Annotated in this window: 11 protein-coding genes (1 of these 11 cut by a window edge); 1 reads left to right on the top strand and 10 read right to left on the bottom strand. The window is 63.4% G+C overall.

Features of this window, described 5'->3' with window-relative positions:
• Positions 1-5 precede the first annotated feature (5 nt).
• Positions 6-461 carry a 2,4'-dihydroxyacetophenone dioxygenase family protein gene (locus JWZ97_RS05100; RefSeq protein ID WP_205433731.1) on the bottom strand — a complete coding sequence of 152 codons (456 nt, stop codon included), beginning with the start codon at positions 459-461 and terminating at the stop codon, positions 6-8.
• 74 nt (positions 462-535) lie between these two features.
• On the opposite strand from JWZ97_RS05100, the gene JWZ97_RS05095 reads away from it, so the two are divergent.
• A complete protein-coding gene (locus JWZ97_RS05095; RefSeq protein ID WP_205433730.1) occupies positions 536-1,996 on the top strand; it encodes a PLP-dependent aminotransferase family protein in 1,461 nt (486 codons plus the stop codon).
• A 220-nt stretch (positions 1,997-2,216) separates the two neighbouring features.
• Here the strand turns inward: JWZ97_RS05095 and JWZ97_RS05090 are convergent, their stop codons facing one another.
• From JWZ97_RS05090 to JWZ97_RS05050, 9 genes are all read right to left on the bottom strand, one after another.
• Positions 2,217-4,271: a cytochrome-c peroxidase gene (locus JWZ97_RS05090; protein WP_205433729.1), complete on the bottom strand. Its 2,055-nt coding sequence runs from the start codon at positions 4,269-4,271 to the stop codon at positions 2,217-2,219.
• 562 nt (positions 4,272-4,833) lie between these two features.
• A complete protein-coding gene (locus tag JWZ97_RS05085; protein WP_205433728.1) occupies positions 4,834-5,079 on the bottom strand; it encodes an IS3 family transposase in 246 nt (81 codons plus the stop codon).
• A gap of 111 nt (positions 5,080-5,190) precedes the next feature.
• A complete protein-coding gene (locus tag JWZ97_RS05080) occupies positions 5,191-6,771 on the bottom strand; it encodes a methyltransferase regulatory domain-containing protein (protein ID WP_205433727.1) in 1,581 nt (526 codons plus the stop codon).
• A 69-nt stretch (positions 6,772-6,840) separates the two neighbouring features.
• Complete coding sequence (locus JWZ97_RS05075) at positions 6,841-7,908, bottom strand: hypothetical protein (RefSeq protein WP_205433726.1); 1,068 nt, start codon at positions 7,906-7,908, stop codon at positions 6,841-6,843.
• 40 nt (positions 7,909-7,948) lie between these two features.
• The gene (locus tag JWZ97_RS05070) at positions 7,949-8,860 is read right to left on the bottom strand and encodes a radical SAM protein (protein ID WP_205433725.1); all 912 of its coding nucleotides are present in this window, start codon (positions 8,858-8,860) and stop codon (positions 7,949-7,951) included.
• 43 nt (positions 8,861-8,903) lie between these two features.
• Positions 8,904-9,776: a hypothetical protein gene (locus JWZ97_RS05065; RefSeq protein ID WP_205433724.1), complete on the bottom strand. Its 873-nt coding sequence runs from the start codon at positions 9,774-9,776 to the stop codon at positions 8,904-8,906.
• Positions 9,777-9,833: 57 nt separating this feature from the next.
• Positions 9,834-10,640 carry a hypothetical protein gene (locus JWZ97_RS05060; RefSeq protein WP_205433723.1) on the bottom strand — a complete coding sequence of 269 codons (807 nt, stop codon included), beginning with the start codon at positions 10,638-10,640 and terminating at the stop codon, positions 9,834-9,836.
• Positions 10,641-10,671: 31 nt separating this feature from the next.
• Positions 10,672-11,727 carry a methyltransferase gene (locus tag JWZ97_RS05055; RefSeq protein ID WP_205433722.1) on the bottom strand — a complete coding sequence of 352 codons (1,056 nt, stop codon included), beginning with the start codon at positions 11,725-11,727 and terminating at the stop codon, positions 10,672-10,674.
• Between the two features lie 52 nt (positions 11,728-11,779).
• Positions 11,780-18,828, bottom strand: partial view of an LEPR-XLL domain-containing protein gene (locus JWZ97_RS05050; RefSeq protein WP_205433721.1) — the final stretch only. 22,942 nt of this gene lie beyond the right edge of the window; 7,049 of the gene's 29,991 nt are visible here — the last part of the coding sequence; its start codon lies off the right edge, out of view; its stop codon occupies positions 11,780-11,782.

Here is an 18,828-nt window from a genome sequence, read left to right as displayed (position 1 = left end):
CCTGATTAGTGACCCAGATCGAGTGGGACGAGGCCTTGCTCGGCACAGGCTCGGCGGTATTCCTCGGCGTTGCTGGCGGCCGTTTCCCGGCGCAGGACGGAGCCGTCCGCGGCCAGATACTCCACGGCGCCACGCACGAAGAACAGGCTCACGAAGGCTTGATCGCCTGATGCGGTCCAGGTGTCGACGTGACCAGCCGGCTCGTATTCGTAATCGCCGGGACCGAGTAGTCGTCCTTCCGGTTCGAGGCGCCGGCCTCCGCTCAGTAGGTAGCCGTGAACTTCGCCCTGGTGCCTATGCAGGGGGATGCGCGCTCCCGGCTCCAGGCGCAGCAGCGTGACCCATTCCCCCCGCTCGGGGAACAGGGCCAGCAGCTTCTTGGATATGCCGGGACCGACCGGAATCCACGGCAGCTGCGGATTGCCGGCGACGGCGGGTATGAGCGGTGCGGTAGCGGACATGCGATGCTCCTTTTCTGGTGATGTGACGGTGCTGGCACAATAGGGCGGCGACTGACGCCCGAAAAGGACCACAAATGGCAAAAATCAGGGAGCCACTTTTCGATCTGCCCATCACCCTGCCGCCCAAGGCTTCCCGTGATCGGCTGCGCGCCGTGCACGCCCAACTGCGGGCAGCGATCCTCGACGGCCGGCTCCAGCCCGACACCCGGCTGCCTTCGACGCGGGGCTTTGCCGCAGCCCTCGGGGTTTCCCGCAATACCGCGCTGGCGGTCTACGACTTATTGTTGAGCGAGGGCTATCTGGTCGTACGGCCGAGTTCCGGAACCTATGTGGCGGCCATCTCGCCGCGCCCGGCCCGGCGTCCGCCCGGCGAATCCGAAGCGGACGGCCGGCTGAGTGCAGCCTGGCGCCGGGCTCAACCGGTACTGCCTGCGGTCGACGGATCTTTCCGCTTCGACTTCAGGCTCGGGCTCCCCGACAAATCGGCCTTTCCCTTTCCGGTCTGGGGGCGCCTGTCCGCCAGGGCACTGAGGGCCTGGTCTAAGACAGCGGCAGCCTACGATCATCCGCAGGGCCGCCCGGCGCTGCGGGCGGCGATCGCCAAGCACGTTTCCTACGCCCGGGCGGTTTCCTGCTCGCCGGAGGACATCGTGGTCACGGCAGGCGCCCAGCAGGCCTTCGACTTGCTGGCCCGCATCCTGGTCACGCCGGGCCGGACGGTGGTCGCGGTGGAGGAACCGGGCTATCCGCCGCTGCGGGACGCTTTCACCGCCGCCGGTGCCAAACTGGCCGCCGTCCCGGTCGACGAGGAAGGCTTAAGGGTCGATCGCCTGCCGGCCGACGCCCGGATGATCTGCGTCACACCTTCCCACCAGTTTCCACTCGGCATTACCCTGTCCGCCCGGCGCCGCGTCGCCCTGCTCGAATTCGCGCAGGAGAGGGGCGTGGTCATTGTGGAGGACGATTACGACGGCGAATTTCGCCTGGGTGGCCGCCCCTTGGACGCATTGCAAACGCTGGACCGGGCCGGTTCGGTCTGCTACGTCGGAACCTTCTCCAAGAGCCTGTTTCCGGAACTGCGCCTGGGCTTCGTGGTGGCGCCACCCTGGGCACACGACGCCCTGGTCGCCGCCAAGGCCTGCGCCGACTGGTATTGCCCGACGCCGTCCCAGGACACCCTGGCGGCCTTCATCGACGAGGGTCATTTGGTGCGCCATGTGCGCAAGATGGGCAAGGTCTACGGGGAGCGGCGTGGTGCGTTGCTTCGAGCCTTGTCGCGATACGGCGGCGAGCGCTTGCAGCCCATCGGCGACGCGGTGGGCTTGCATCTGGCGGTGAAGCTGAGCGAGGAAATTCCAGCCGACGAATTGGTAAGCTCAGCGGCAGCAGACGGCATCCGACTCCATGCCCTCGAACGATACGCGCTCGGGAGGCCGGCGCCCAACGGCTTGGCTTTGGGCTACGGTATGATCCCATCGGAGCAGATCGACGCCGCCGTTGCGCGACTGGGGCAGATCATGAGCCGCCTCGGATGACGGCTGCTGCCGAGCGTCAAGGCCGGCTACCGCCGGTTATGCCCATCGTGCGCTGCAACGGCGTCAAACGCTGAGCGCGCCGCTTGTGTGCATGCGCCGGCCTAGGCCCCTCTCGAAAGCGGAACCTAGGCCGGCGAGTACACGGCCGGCTATGCGGGCCCATCCGATCTTCACCTTCTAGGCGCGTAGAATGGCGCTTATTGCCGGTGGAGCGTGGTTTTCATGGAGTGCCCTGCCCCGAAAGTAAGGTGAGGGTATAGCCGATGCTCTGCGCCCCGGCGAACCGGTTGAAGCGCAGACTTTCCACAATACTTTGGCCTGGGCGAAGCACGCCGTCGGTCAGGTAGATCCGGCGATAGGGTTCCCCCGCTTGGGTGATGCCGTCGCCGTTCACCAGGCGAACCTGTCCGGGGAGACCCTTGGCGACCAGGAGCAGGTGGGTGTCAATCGGCGAGGAGCCGCTATTGGTGATCCTGTACACGTCCTCCCGCCGGTTGTCGCCAAGGCGTTTCGAGGGGAGCCGTGCAATCTGCACATCGGCAGTCACATCCAGGAACTCCAATCCCCTATCACGTCTGGATAGCGGGTCGTCGTTGTCCTCGGCCCGGCCGCTCAAAGTGAGGCCGTCGGTGGCGCCCAGCGCCGCGAGATCCGGCCGGTAGACCGAGTACTGGACGTCTGGCGGGCTCAGCTGGAACATCCGGGTTGGCGACTTGGGATCGTAGTGGACGAATGCGGGATCGTAGAGGCCGTTCTCCAGAAAGTCGGCGAGGTCGTCCACTTGGTCGGCGCTCAAGCCCAGGCCATCGGGCCAACCTGGCCCGCGCGGATGGGTGAACCGCGGCGTGAGCGTACCGGCCGCGGCAGCCTCGGCGTCCTGCGGCACGCCGGCGTTGAAATACCGCACCACGTCCTTGACGCTGGTGAGCAGGCCATTGTGGAAAAAGAAACGGGCGTCTTTGAGCTGGCGCAGCGTCAATACCCGGAACTTGAAGGCATCGCTGTCACGGCCCGTGATTTCCCGCCTTCCATCATCGCGGAAGTCGGGCTGATTCCGCCCCACCTTGTTCAGGGCCTGGAGCGGGTGGTCGGCAAGACCCAGGTTGTAGAAATTCTCTTCCACGAACTGACCAACGCCGGCCACATCGGGGTCGTTCACCTGCTTGTTGAGCATCGGGCCGCTATGGCAGGCGTAGCAACCGGCGCCGCCCTTGCCATCGCTGGCAGGGGTGAAGAATAACCTAGCCCCTCGTCGCTGCGCGGGCGTCAGCGCACCGTTATCGCCGGCCAGGAACCGGTCCCAGGGGGTGTCCCGCGTGACGGTGGTGCGCAGAAAGGTCGCCGTTGCCCGCAAAACGGTGACGTCGTTAATGAGGGCATCACAACTTCCAGGCGCGGGAGGAGATTGGGGCGAACAATCGGGCGCCTGGGCGGCTTCCGCGGGAAACGCGTCCTGGAACAGCTTTACAAAGGCAGGGACCTTTTGCAGTTCAGCCGACTGGTCTTCCAACATCCGATGGGCATCCAGCAGCAGCAGGGCGACGTTTTCCTGCGCCGGATGCCCGAACGGATTGAGGCCGCCGGGCGACGCGTCAGGCTCGCCTGCAAACCCACCCAGCAAGAGCCGGTTGTTGTAGGCGGCACCGATCACACCCGGTGCATTACGCGCGACGCTGTCCAAGGCGTCCAGCCGACCGGTCGCCAGCAAGCGCCCGGGGTCCGGAAGTTTACGACCCCGCGCGGGACTACCTACCGCGAATTCGTAGATGTCCGTAAGAGTAGGCAGTTGGTCCACCAACTCATCACCGGGGAAAAGCGGGGTGGTCCTCAGGACCGGCAGGATATCGGTGCGCGGCCGGCGACGTGGAATGAAGTTGCCTTTGGCATCCGTATAGTGCCTGCCCTCGCCGCCCACGGCGAAATTCAGCAGCGTGCCGGCCTTGGACGCCGATTCGCCCTGGTGACAACTCCCGCACGAGGCGGTCTGCCGGGTGTCGAGGACGCCTCCGAATTCCTGCCGAATCCTGGCCGTTCGCACGGGGTCGTGAAACAGCATTTTCCCAAGGTAGCGCTTCGCTTCAGTGGTCTGAAAGTAGGGATCGGGCTTCCCGTCGGCAAGCCGGGGTTGGGGCAGGTCGGCGTCGTTCGCTGGAACCGTCAGCTTCTCGATGCCGCCGACCTGCCGGGCAATGAAGCGGCGCAACTCGCCGGCATCGTTGCCGTGGGCGGCAGCGACGGTGCCGTAGAGCAGTAAGACACTCAGGACGGCGCCCATGGGTAGCTTCCGGAGCGCTCGTCTCACAAGCGGATTACCGGGCTGGAAACGGCGTGTTGAACTGCCGAGGCCAGCCAACTGCCGGCCCTCACCCTTTATAGGTTCATCGTTGTTCATGTTCATTTGCCTCCTCAGGTTGCTGATGGCTGCGTTTTCTACGGATCATTCGGAACGAAGCCCGGCAGCCGTTGCCGAAACGACGACCGGTCGGTCCCTTGCTTGTGGTCGGATCACACGAACACGGCTTGAGTGCGGCGACGGTGACGAGAAGCAAAATACAGCCACCATGCCAAAACCTCGCATGGGGTCTAAGGAATTGAATTTACTGGGATAGAAATGAAATTCTTGGACGGGAGCGGACGACTTCGGGACTATGGGGCCACGAATTTCAACGGGAAGCCACAACTATTGGTGGTCACCTGCGGAGGGATGACGGGCGGCGGTTTTCCTGCTTGACGATGTGTCCGGTCATGGAACCGTCCAAACGTTGGGTGGTGTGCGTATCGAGGTTGGTCGCTGCCAAATTTTGATATTGCAACGCTTTTCTTGGCACCCGTCTTCCTTAGGCGGCCATTCGAGCTTCAAAGTCACAGGGTAACAGGTAGTCGCGCGTCGAATGCCGCCGTTTCCGGTTATAGCAAGACTCGATGTATTCGAACACGGCCTTCGCCTCTCCCCGAGTGGCGCAGCTCTTTCGCTCGGTCTGCTCGACCGTGAGGGAGTGGAAGAAGCTCTCCCATTGCCGCATCATCGCAGCAATCTCTCCGTTGCGGCTCACGCTGCCCAGGAAGCCATGGCGATTCAGCAATCGCTAGTCGTCTCTGGAGGCATACTGACTGCCTCGGTCGGCATCGGCGATGAGGCCTTGCTGAAATGCATCCGCCCAGTACTCATCACAACGCGCAGGGACGGTCCGTTCTCATTCGACCAGCAACGCCGAGCGGGCGAAACGGCGCAGCGTTTCGTCCAGCGCCGTTTCCAGTATCCGATCGAGCGCGGCCGTTTCCTTTACGGGATTTCCCTGCTGTCGAAAAGCCAACTCGCCGGCCTCGACGCGGCATCGGAGCGCAGTGAGCAGTTGGCTCCGGTCGCGGCTGCCATCCAGCAGAATGCCGAGCTCGCGGGCAAATACGTCGAGCTCGCCCGCTTCGTGCCGCTGATTGATGATCGAACTCCCCCGGGTGGCTTGATAAGCGGCGATGCGACTGATCCTGGGGCGCTCGCCTACGCGCGTCGTGAAGTCGGCTTGCCAGGTATGCAGCTCGAGGGCATTCGAGACATAGCATTGGAGCAGATCGCCCAGCAACAAGGCGCGTTCGTCCTCGCTACCCTCGCCGTATCCGGTATCGCCCAGACGCCGTCCGGCCTCGGCATACAAATAATCCAGTTCCAGGGCGCGCGGCCAGTGGTCGCCCAGCGCCACGAGCGCCGCCTTGGTCAGAGGGAAATCGGTGCTGATGACCTTGCCCTCGGGCATGCGGAATCCCTGCTTTACGCCGGGCGACAAATCGGCGGCGTCCGTATCCGGGCGGAGAGCCGAAGCGAAGAGAAAACCTTCCATGTTGGAAGCACCCAGCGCACGTTTGGGAACGAGGTTGTCATGGCACAGCAGGGTCTGGCGGAAAAAACGGTTGCGCAGGAAGTCCATATACTGCTCGGTCCGTATGATGTTGGGACTGATCTGCTTCAGCGTCCTGGCGGTCTCCTCGGGAAAGCCGCTCGTCAACATGGTCGAGAAATCGGATTCGGCCAGATACTGCAGGCCTTTTTGTCCGGCACGCTCGATGAACTGGTAAAAATAGATGGGGACGTTGACGAGCTCGAGATGGTCATGGAATAGATACCAGTCGGGATGTTCCTGGATGTTGTCGAGCTCCCGTTTGAGCAGCGATCCGTAGTAATCATTGGTGGATACGGAGTTCGCCAGAAAATCGACCAGGGCTCTGGCCTGACCTATCTGCCGCGCGGTATCCTCGAACTGGTCCGCGTGGTAGCGCATCATATGGCGGAGCATTTCGCGCATATGCCAGCCGGGATAGGTGTTGTAGCTCACATAAGCGATGCCGTGCGGCGCCAGATTCTCTGCCGATACCGCGAGTATCTTGTCCTGGACCTCGCCAGGTACCCAGGAATAGACGCCGTGGCAGATGATGTAGTCGAAACTCCCCCAGGAGGCATCGATATCCAGAATCGAGGCATGCATGATGCGGATATTGCGCAAGCCCAAATCGCCTATAGTCTCGTGCGCCATTTCCACTTGCCGCCGGGAGGTATCGACGCCGACGAATTCGCTGCCCGGCAGCTGAAATGCCATGGGAATGAGATTGCCGCCGCTGGCGCAGCCGAGTTCCAGCACGCGGCAGGCGGTGACCGGTGCAGGGCTCAGGCCAAACAATCTCGCCAGGCTGGCCAGGCGGTCGGGATGGGTGTCGGCGAAAGGCTGGCTCTCGTAGGGTAATTCGTCGTAGGTGTTCCTGCTGGGCGATTCAACTCTGGCCATGGCCGCGCTTCGACTCCGGATCGATAATGAAAGAAGACCGTTTCCACATGAAATCGGCCCGGCGCTCATTCAGCATGAACTACCGAAAGCGCCGAAATAGACGGTGAGAAAATCCCTTCCCTGCCGGTCGGTACCGCCGGACAGATGACCCACGATTTGGTCCTGAGCCCAAGCAAACGCGGCATCGGCATCATCCAGTGGAATGCGGAAATATTCAGCCATTTCCATCAGGATATCGCGCAGCTCGCTTACCCTCATGTTGGCCCTGTATAGGTTGATGTCGTAGGAATGCCTCGGGTTTCCGTCCTCGAGGACCTCGGCGTAGATAAACTCGTACTCGCCCACCCGCTCCGCCGCGCGCGCTATGAGCTTGCGGGCGATCGTCGCCAGTCTGTCCCGTCCCTCGCCATAAAACGCCGTCAACCTGTCCTGTATGGCCTGCATGGAAAGCAGCGGATGACAGGTATAACGGGCGATGGATGACCTGCGGTTATCGAATGCATCCCACTTGTAGCCCGCATGGATCTGGAAGGGCACAGGATTTTCCAGGGACATATTTTTAAGGTTACCGCCGAATTCTAGATAGGCCTTGTAGAGACAGGTCGTTTCATTTTCTTCGAACCCGAACAGCACGATATTGGCCGCACCGATTTGCGCTGCAAAAGCCTCTATCGATTCCTGTGGCATGTCCAGCCGTCTGCACAAATCGCATAAGGCCTCATGCAAGCCGGCGGCGCCGGCGTCCACCCGGAATCCGACGAGCAAGCGATTGCGCAGTAGCCTTTTGTCCAGCAACTTATAGGAATGCTCCAAGCCATAGGGGAGGCCCAGACCCTGCACCTCGGCCAGCCATAGCCGGGCCTTTTCGGCGCCGCCTTCGATGGCCGAAGGCAAGGGCAGTGCGCCATGCGGAGACGTCGCCCCGCTTAATCCTTGCGATGGCGAGCCGGCCGGCTCGGCAAGCGCCTCGCCGAGCCGTGCGTGCAAGGCTTCGGCGAGTTCGCGCGTCAACACGATGCGATCGGTCACGGGCAGACTCCGGCCACATTCGGCGCCCGGCTGCCGGGCGCCGAATAATACGCTGACAGTCTCGGCGTCTGCCGACACCTTGAACGCATCGGCGCGGATATCTTTCATCGAATCTGGCCTCTGTTCGCCCTATGCTCGGCCCACCGCGTCAATTGCCGATTCGGCTGACGACAGGATGCAGGCTGTCCTGCTCCAAGCCGTATTTGCCGACATAGGCGGTATTCAGCCCCAGGCACTCCTTCGAGCCGCATCGTTCCCGATGAACGCATTGATAAAAACCGTTGCGGCCGAATTCCTTCCAGAACGCGGGATCGATGAACAGTTGCGGCTGCGTGTTGACCAGGGCCTCACCCTCCTCGCCGAGCAGACATTCCGGGAAGTTCTTGACTTCCACGTCGCGGCCATACCCGCGGGCCTTGGCGATCGCCTGTCTGAGATAGGGGAGCACGTCCGCGTGCCGGGCGATCAGATCCTTTTCATCCCGTTCGCTCATGGGCCAATACAGCCAGTATTCCATCTGCGTCAGCCGCTTGAGATGCGCGAGGCGATCGACCACGGCGGGCAGAAGCCGGTAGCTTTTCGCCGTGACCACGGTATTGGTGATGGAATGTACATGCTCGTAGGCTTCGAGGTTTTCCAACCCCCGCAGCATCCGGGTAAAGGAACCCGCCACGCCGGTGATCTCATCGTGACTCTCCTCGTCCGGCCCGGCGACGCTCACGAAAAATTCGTCGACCCCGGCCTCGACCAGCTTGCGGCAATAGCTTTCCTGGGCCAGGTGCATGCCGTGTGTCTGAATGCGCACGTGCTGAAAACCGGCCTCTCTCGCCATGCGGGCCATGTCGGGGAGATCGTGGTTCAGGGTGATCTCCGAACCGGTCATGATGAGTCCTTTCCACGCCCGGTGCTGGGCATTGTATTGCAGCAGCGCCTGGAACCGGTCCTGCGATTCGGGCTGCAGGCGATCCATGGTCCCTTCTATCATGCAATGCACGCATTTCAGGTTGCAGCGGAACTCCAGCGTCATCGAGACATACTGGCTATGGTCATAACGTCCCATGAGGCATCACCTCCCCAGGCGCCCGGTGCGGACCGGACGGAAATCAAAAAACGCCATACCAGCTGCTCTTCAATACCCTGATCCCGCCCTGCTCCATCACATAATCGAAGGCGACATCGTAGCGCATGTGATCGAGACGATGCCGATTGGCCTCGGCGTAGGCGACCAGTGCGGGCGGATAGTCCATACGCTTTAGAAACCCTATCAGTTGTCCGATGTCCACCCTGGAAAAATAGATTCCGTCGTTGAATTTCTTGTTCGCCACGACGACGGTCTTGCAGCGGGTCAGCTCCGGCCAGAAAATTTCGCGTGTATCCAGAGCGACCGGGTCCAGATAGACCGAGCAAAGGGCTTTTTCGATGGCCTTATCGAGTTCCGTCGCGGCATCGAAGAAGAAATAGAAGTTGTCCAGCGCCAAACCGCCCGCGGTCAGGGAATAGCAAATGCCGGATGACACCGTGCTGCCGGGATTCCCCAGGTAGACGTTGATCTCGTCCAGCTCCCCTGCCCCGCCTATCAAAGCGGGATCCAGATCGATGGAAAACATGAAATAAGGATGCTGGCCGGGGTAATCCAGGCCGCATTTCACATAGGGCGACAAGAGGGCCGTCATCCGCTCGATGGAGACTTCCCGGTTCAACCGCTTGTAATCGTAAAAATAGAACTCCCAGCTCAGTTTGTCGGCAATTTTTTTCACGCCCCAGACTGTTCTCCACGGGCCTATACCGTCCCGTATGGCCCGGCAGATTTCGACGATCCCGGGGTCGACGCCTGCGACCTCGAACGATTTGTAAAGCAGGTTGACCGAGCGGTATTTGCCTTCGGGAGACGACAGCGGCTGATACTCCCACAGGCAGAAATCGTAATAGCGATCGTCAGGCGCGCTGAACTCCAGAAGCTTATCGGCCGATATCATGCGATGCCTGCTGCCGTTCGCCCAAACCCGATGTCGCCGCGAAACCGCGAATTGAGCCTAGGGAACATGTCGTCTTACGCCGTAGTAGAGGGTACAAAACTCATGGCCGTTGCGCCCCACCCCGCCCGAAAAGTGTCCCAGTTTTTCCTGCCGGATCGGCGCTATGAGCCGTCCGAGCTCGTCGTCGGCCAGCTTGAAATAGCGCCCCAGCGCCAGAATTTCCGGCTCGGTTTCGGCCAGGGTGAAACCGGCATCGTAGACGCAAAGATCGAAGGACGCGCGCGGATTATCGTCCTCCTCGACGGTCAGGAAAAACAGCGATTCCGCAGGCACCCTCGCGACCGCCTTTTCCAGCAAGCCTGCTGCGAATCGACGGGCCGCCGAGCCGGGACTATCGGCATAGAGCTCGGCCAATCTTCCCTGCATTTCGCCGACACCCCATCCCGGATTGCCGGTATAGCGGGCGATCGTGTGCAGGCCCCCTTCCCGCGGCTCCCATTTGAACGCCAGGTGCAGCAGCGGCGGGCGGCATGATGCGCCGGCGCTTCCGAGTGCCTGCCTGAACTTCCGGGCGAACTCCAGATAGAGCTTGTAAACGCACGTGCCGGCGCCCTCCTCCACCCCGAGATGGAGGTTGTCCGCCTCGTGCAGGTGCGCGGCTATCGCCTTGCGATGAGCGGCCGGGACGGCGAGCGTGTCGCAGATATGCGCCAGCAGGGATGACGGATCGGGTCCGAGGTGGGCCATGCGTAGGCTGATCAGCAAGCGTTGATCGTAAAGCGCGTGGTCGGCCAGCTTGAACGAACGCTCGTACAGATACGGCGCGTTCAAATCGTTCGCCAGGCGCAGTATTTCTTCTGTCAAACTCAGTACCCGACTCGGTGTATCGCGGGGCTCATCCGTGTCGGCGCTTCGTCGCCGTGACCAGATTAAAAGGCATTTCCAGCTCGATTTCCTTGATTTCGACCGACTCGAATCCCAGTCTTTTCAGGCATTCGCCGTAGACGCGCGGATCGCGGAAGAAATGCAGAAACAGGAGATTGGGTATCATCGAATAAGGCATGCCCGCCTGGTTCACGCGCAGCGATGCCCGCTCGAAGATCACCATCGTCCCGCCGGGACGCAAGGCCTCAGCCGCCTTGGCGAGAAACTGCAGGGCCAGGCTTTCCGGCCAGTCGTGCAGAAATGATTTGAACGTGACGGCATCCTGCCCGCCGGGCAGCGGATCGCAACGCAGGTCGCCCTTCACGAAGTTCACGCGCCCGGCCGCATTCAGCCCCTTGAGATGTTCCGCGCCGATGTCGCATACCAGAGGCAGATCGAACACCGTGGCTTCGATGTCCGGATGCTGCTCGCAGATGCGAAATGCAAACTCCCCGCTGTTGCCGCCGATATCCAGCAGCCGCCGGTAGGGGGAAAAGTCGTGGTTGCGCAGGCAGGCCCGGGCCTCGTAACGGGTCAGCGCCGTCGTGTAGCGCATCCAGTTCCGGGTCGCATGGTAGTTGTCCGGACTGGGGTCGAAACAGCGGTCGTAGCGGAACAGATTGAAGGTGCGCGAACGGCGCATGAACTGTTCGGGCCGGGCGATCAGCAGCGTGAACAGCTCGGCGAAGTCGGGCAGCACCGTACCGGCGAAATCCAGTTTCGTCTCCAGCAGCTCGCGGAACTCCAGCGCGCCCATGAAGCGCCCGCTCAGTCGCACCCGGCCATCCTCCTCCTGCTCGATGACGCCGGCGACGCTCAGCAGATCCAGCAGGAACGCGAGCCCCGCCGGCCGCGTGTCCAGCCGGGCGGCCAGTTCGGTCGGGGTCGCACGGCTTTTCAGCAAGGCGTCGATGACACCCAGTTCGAATGCGCTTTGCAAGGCTCGGGCATCCACCAGGGTTTGCATGAATTCGTCGACGCAAAGATATCGCCGCACATCCTCCTCGACGATGGTCACGGACTCCATCCATGCCCATCGTCTATCCGGTTCGGCGATATCGTCCGGCAAGTCATACGCTTCAGCGCGACTTGTCCCACTGTATCCCCGCCTTGGACACCGCGCCCTTGCGTCGACCCGCCTGATACTCCTCCGACTGCTCGTACTGGGCCCAAAACAAGTCCTCGCTCGTATCTTCCAGGTCGAAGCGTTTGCTTGCCGGCTGATCGTGGCTGCCGGACAGCATCACGAACTCGTCGTCCTCGCCCCTGGCCCCGGCGTGAGCCGGTGCCACCGGATGGAACCCTCCCTGTACGGGGTCGAAGTAGCTCACGCTTACCGTCCGATCGAGCGCTTCGGGCAACAGTCGGGTACCGGCATCCAGGACCCCGTCCATGAGCTCGTGGCTAGCATTTTCCGCACTGTGATCGTAGCCCAGCACGTGGCCGATCTCATGAGCCACCGCCGTCAGCAAGTCGATTTTGCCGAAGGCGGCGGATTCGGTCCCGGCCGTCAAGCCGTTCGTGCCCGCATCGACGAACTCTTCGTTGGTGGTGGGCGTGGGATCGACGAACCAGCCCCAGCCGGCGGCATCGTTATCCAGCGTGATCACATTGCCCTCGGCCTGCCCCAGGCGCAGGCTGCCCTGCGGTCCAAGATCGGCCACCTGCACGCGCACACCGTCCAGTTCCGCGGCACTCGCCAGCCCCGAGGCCAGCCACTGCTTCTTCGCTTCCTGAACCACCGCGTCCAGCGACTGGGTGCCGACCAGGGCCACGCCCCGCTTCGAGCTGGCCGGAGCCGCCGCCAGCAGAGGCTGGGCGATGAAGGCCGTGTCGTTGGTCTTGACCGTGACGTTGTCGAAGCTGCTGCCGGTGCTCCCCCTGGTAAACAGGCCGAAACGCCCGTTCACCGTCGCCGCGTTGAACGCGTTGCCCAGCACCGTCTGCGAATTGAGGGTCAGGCTGACCGTCGTCCCGCGCAGCACCACACCGAGCGTGTAGTCGACGCCGGCGGCTATGGCCCTGGACACCGCCTGATCTGTGACCCAACCGCTTTTCACGGTGTAATGCCCGATGACCACCTGGTCGGCTGCGGCATCGATCGCCGCGAACTTGAAGTTGCCGGCGTCGTCCTGGTCGAAAATGAAGCCCGCCCGTGTCGCCGTGTTCACCACGGCGGTCAGGTCGAGCACCGAATTGACCTGGATGTTGTCCACGCCGGGCAGCTGGATCAGCCGGTACGCCAGGCTATTTCCCACAGCCGGCGCACCGGTATAACGGCCGTTCTGGACCTTCCAGTCGCCCGAGCCGCCGGCAGTGAACAGATCGGCTGTGCCGTCGGCGAAGTCCTCGGTATTCTGGTAGGTGATCTGCGGCGGCAGCACCTGCACCGCGATATTGTCCAAACCGCCCCGCGAGTTGTCCGAACCGAAGCCGATCAAGCCCCAGTTGAGCCCGTAGCTATAGCCGTCCACGACACGCGCCGCGTAGGTCTGGCTGAACACCGTCGTGTTGTTCACGAGCAAGCTGGCCGTCAGGCCATTCACCGCCAGCAGGAGGTTGTAATTGGTCCCGAATTTCGCACTGAACGGACTCTGCTTGTCGACGATCCATCCGGTCGCATCGCGGTGCCCCATGACCAGCTTGTTGGTGGAAATATCCAGGCCGGCGAACTTGAAGTCATGGGCTCCCTGATAGTCGAAAATGACATAGGAGTTCGCCTTCCAGCCGGCCGTGGGCTTGATCACGTTGATCGTAGCCTGGACCTCGAAGTAGCCCGGCAGCGGCTCCCCGGTGGCATAGACCGCTACCGCGTCGCCATGCAGCGAGGTCGCCGATACCTGCATGGCGCCATTCTGCACCTGCCAGGTACCGCTGTCTGGCGCGAAAGCCTGCATCTGGCCGTCATTAAAGCTCGACGAGCGCAACACGTCGCGCGAACCGCCCGGGATATTGCCCGGCTGGGGATCGGCCGGCGCCCCGGTCTGATCCCGCCAGGCGAAATCCTGCTGGCGAACCAAGCCCAGCTCGCCTTCCGGCTCGCCGTTGCGCAGCGGATCGGCGCCGGTATCGGCGGCCCGGGTGGGATCGGCGCCATCGCTGGCCGACAAGGCATACAGGAACTCGGCCAACTGGGGTTGCAGGGAGCGGCTCACCGTGCCCAGCCCGAAAGGCGCGAACGGCACGATGTAGCTGTTGAACTCGCCGGCCCAGTCGATCAGCCGGTCGCCACCGGTGTTGCCGATCAGCACATCGCGGCCCGCACCGCCGAAGGCCCGGTCCTCATAGGACGGGTGGGTATCGGGGGAATTGTTGAGCCCGCCGTCGGTGTCCTGGTTGTCGTCCGCGTTGAGCAAGTCGTCGCCCCAGCCGCCGTACAGGTTGTCCCTCCCCGTTCCGCCCACCAGCCAGTCGTTGCCGAGATCGCCGAACAGCTTGTCGTCGCCGTCGGACTTGACCGTGCCATAGGTGCTGCTGACCTGGTCGACGCCTTCCGTCGCGCTGAAGTTCAGCAGGAAGTCCACGATCTTGGTGCGCGGATTGTATTCGTCATAGGCCGCGAACTCGCCCGTGGCCGGGTTGTAACCCAGCACATTGCCCGGGTTGACCGGCTTCGCGTAGAAACCCGCCAAGGCTTCGCCACCCGAGACGGCGTCGTCGCCCGAACCGCCATGCAGACTGTCGTTGCCCAGGCCGCCATAGACGATGTCGTCTGCCTGAGCCGGACGGTACAGCGGATTCTGCCCCTCGGTGTTGGGATCCACATTGAAGGGCGTCAGGTCGACCGTCTTCTTCAACTGCCCCGTCACATTCAAGTCGGCCTGCTGTACATCGCCCGGCGTGCTGATGAAGCTCTGAGTCGTGGCAACGACGCCGTACAAAGGCTCGGCCTTGCCGTTGCGGCTGGTGTAGATGCGTCCGTCGTCGCCGAGCACGCCGTCGTCGCCGGTGCCGCCGGATATCCAGTCATTGCCCCAGCCGCCGATCAAGTCGTCGTCCTGCCCCTCGCCGAACAACACATCGTTGCCGGTCATGCCGTAGACGAAGTCGTCACCGGATTCGCCGTGCAATTCGTCCGCCGCCCCCTTGTCAGTCAGGGCCACGGTACTGTAGTCCGGACCGCCCGGTGTGTAGTCGAGCAATGCCGCGGCACGCACGACGATCTTGCTCTGCGTGCCGCTTCCGGAGTTGTAGTCGTCGTAGTTGTAGCCGAGCAACTGGCCGCTGTCGGCCCGATTGGTGCCCACGAGACGATAGATGTTGCCGTTGTCGCCGAGGATAGTGTCGGAGTCGCGGGCATGACCGGTGACCGAGACATCGCCGGCATCGTTGCGGCCGATGTCGGTTCCCGCGCCGCCGAAGATCAAGTCGGCACCATCGTTGCGCTGGCCGGCGCTCGCCAGACCGAAGAGGCTGGAATTGCCGCCGACGATGTCATCCTGACCCAGGTTGCCGAATAGCGTATCGGCTTCGCCGCCGCCCTCGATGTAGTCGTCGCCGTCCGTTGCGGCCTCGGCGGACGCGCGGACGACCAGGTTGCCCGCGGCGTCGCGGTAGGCGCCCACACCCGAGCCGCCGTTGAGCCGGCTGAGGATGGAGCCGTCGCCCTGGACGGTGTCGTTGCCGCGCTGGCCGAACAGCGTGTCGTCCTGCGCGCCGCCGGCGATATAGTCGTCGCCGTAGAGGCCATCCAGACCGTCGCCGACCGTGAGGGTCCAGTTGCTCCATTTCGGCACGCCGGCTGCCGGTCCGCCGAACTGCTGGCTGATGTCCACCAAGGGCTCGCCTGCGTTCGAATAGAGCAGTGTGCCCTGCAGCGCCCGGTATCTCGGGTTGGTGTTCACCCCGTCGGCGCGGCTGGTCAAGGTACCGTTATCGCCCAGGACCAGGTCACGCCCGCTATTGCCGTCGACGATATCGCCCCCCACGCCGCCGAGCAGCACGTCGTCGTCTTCGTTGCCCTCCAGCGTGTCGCCGGCGCCGGTGCTATTGACGGTATCCGTGGTGCGCACACTGGCGGCCCGCAAGCCGGACAGGCGCACGACATCGGCGATTTCGCCGTTGTCGCCGATCAACAGGTCGGCATCACTCACCGTGATTGCCGTGCCGGAAGAGCCGTTGCCGCCGTACAGCTTATCGGCACCGTATCCGCCCAGGACCAGATCGTCGCCGGCGTTGCCGTAGACGGTGTCGTTGCCGCCCAAGGCAGGATGGGTCGTGCGCACGAAGTCCAGCGAGGCGGGATCGGGCGCACCGGCCGCATCGAACACCAGCTCGCCGTTGTCGCCGATGCCGATGTCGTTGCCCGCCCCCAAGGCCAGCGTATCGCCCGCGAAACCGCCCAGCACGATGTCGTTGCCGATGCCGGTGGTGATGCCGTCGCCGCCACCGTCTCCCGCTTCGACCGTTTCGATTCGGCCCAGCGTGATCGGCTGGCCGCCCGGCTGCGGCGCATTGACGATGGCCGCCATGATCCGCCCGCTGTCGCCGATCACCCAGTTGACGCCGTCGCCGGCGTTGATGGTGTCGTCGTAGCGCCCGCCGATGACGATGTCGCCGCCGCCGTTGGCGGTGATGGTGTCGCTGCCGCCGCCCGCCGCCGTCGAGGTACTCGCTATCAGGTCGATGTCCGAGCGATCGCCATCCGCTATGACGTAGTCGATGACGCCGTCGTCGCCGAACACGATGTTGTGATCCGCTCCCGCATCGATCCGGTCGCCGCCCCGGCCGCCGAAGATGCGATCGTTACCGGCGCCACCGTCGAGGATGTCGTCGTCGCCATTGAGGAAAACGTCACTCGCGATACGCGTCACGTTGCCGGTGTTTATCAGGCGCAGCGTGCCTGGGGCTTGAGCGATGATGCCGTGGTCGCCGAAGACGATGTCGTCTCCGTCTCCGCCGTAGATGGTATCGCGGCCGGCCAGCAGACCGTCGCGCGTCGCCGCCGTCGCGGTATCGACGGTCGGTACGGTCAGCAGGCGGGCGACGACCGCCGCATCGCTAGTATCCTTCCTGATGTCGAAGGCGAGGTTGAAGCCGGAATCGCCGTAGATGTGGTCGCCGCCGCCGTTGCCATAGATGCTGTCGTCGCCCGAGCCGCCGGCCAGATGATCTGCGGTCTGGCTGCCGCGGATCGTGTCGTTGCCCGCGCCGCCGTAGATCGTCACCGTCTGGCCGATCGCGCTGGCGTCGATGACATCGTTGCCGGCGTTGGCGTAGTGGAGCGCGTTGCCGGTGAAGATGCCCAGATCCGGCCGCGCATCGTAGCGGCGTCCGTCCTGCGCCGTATCGCCGTAGATCACGAGCGGGGAAGCTACCCCGCCGCCACCGGTGACGGTGATCGTGTCGCCGCCCATCGTGCCATCGGCCAAGCGCTTATTGCCGCCGCCGTGCACCACGGTGACGAGCTTGTCGCCCGCACCGGGCGTGCCGGTGCTGGTCGCGGCGATATTGAACCGATCATTGCCCTGGCCCAGTAGGATCTCGGTGACTTCGATGTCGTCGAAGGTGATGCCGCCGGGAATGATGATGTTGCCGCTGCCGTCCTGATTTTCGCTGATGTCGACCACCAGGTCGGCGCTTCTGCCGTCGGCGCCGGGCCGCATGCCCAGGCCCGACAGATTGATGGGACGCACCTCGTTGGCAAGGTCGGCGTCGCCGAGCTTGACCACGTCGTTGCGCAACTCCACCGCGCTCATCCAGCCGCTATCGTCGGCGGTGCTGGAATCGTTGAACACGTTCAGGCGGTCGGCCTGCTGCGTCTCGTCGGTCGCGTTGCTGATGTCAAGCGGCAGCGCGGCATGCTCGGTCGGCAGCATCACCGCCGCACGGACCGAGCGATCCTTGCCTTCGGCCACGCCGCCCTCGATGATCAGCGGGCCAGCAATGCGGTTGACCACATGCTCGCGTACCGGCTCGTTGCGGACGAACTGGCTGGCGGCATCCGCTACGAAGTCGGAATCCGCGGCCACGGACACCCTCACCTCCTGCGCCCAGTTGGCCGAATCGAACCGGACCGCGTAGGTCATGCGCTGCAGGGTCACCGATACGCCGTTGGCGTCGGTCACGGTTCCTGCGGTAGTCAAGGTGATCGTGCTGCTGATCACGCCGTCGCCGCTCGTCACGTCCGTGATGCCGTTGACCTTGTATAGCGTGTTACCGCCGTCCATCTTGAACAGCGTGCCCACCCGGAAACCGTCGTCCGCCCAGCTCGCGCCGCTGCGGGTGATCGTGTCCGCCGCCGTGCCGTGGCTGGCGAGGTCCACCGTGTAGGTCTGGGCCGTGCCGAGATCGCGCAGCAGCAGGCGGAAGTCCGCCTGTCCGACGGTGTTGGCGCCGGTGAATACCGTCTGGCCGTCGCCGTAGAGATTGACGAAAACCTCCGCGCCGGGGTTGCTCACCAGACGCAGGCTGTAGTCGTCGCCGGCACCGTCCTTGACCACCCGGGTATCGCCGTTGCTCTCGGTGACCAGCACGCGCGCCGACTCGTTGTCGAACACATGCACTTCGAGTTCGGCAGTGTCCGCGTCGGCGAAGACCGGATCGCTGGTGCTGAAGCTGTGGCGCACGGTGACCACGCCGGTGTTTTCGTCCGCCGCGTCGTCCACCGCCTTGACGATGAGGGTGCGCCAGTCGTTGTTGCCCGGTCCGAAAGTCAGGCGGGTGATGGCCACGTTCGGATCCGCCGCGTCGAAGATCTGGACCTGGCCCAGCACGCTGAAGTCCAGATCGACGCTTACCGCCTCGGTGGGATCGACCGAGAGCTTGACCTGGTAGGTGTCGACGATCGCACTCTGGGCGTCGCCTTCCAGCACACGGGTGGCGTTATCGCTCTCGCGGATCAGCAAGGCCCCCGCGTCGTCGTCGAGCAGGCGCACTTCCACGTTCGGGATGGCCACGCCGTCGAACAAGGCCTTATCGGCCGCGCTGGTGCCCACCACCAGCAAGCTGTGGCTGATCATGACCTTGCGCTCGCCCTCGCGCGCATCGTCGTGAGCTGCCTTGACCAGCACCGTCTGCGGCGTTGCCCAGTCGGAAGCCGTGAACTTCAGCACCGCGGCGTGGACCCAGGTGGCGCCGTTGTCGATCGACACCAGGACCGAATCGGCCTCGTGCGGGCCGCCGTCGG

Origin of the sequence: Methylococcus sp. EFPC2, from assembly GCF_016925495.1 — a bacterium.
Classification (GTDB): domain Bacteria; phylum Pseudomonadota; class Gammaproteobacteria; order Methylococcales; family Methylococcaceae; genus EFPC2.
Note: the sequence above shows the minus strand (reverse complement) of the source record. Positions and strands in the feature narration are given on the sequence as shown.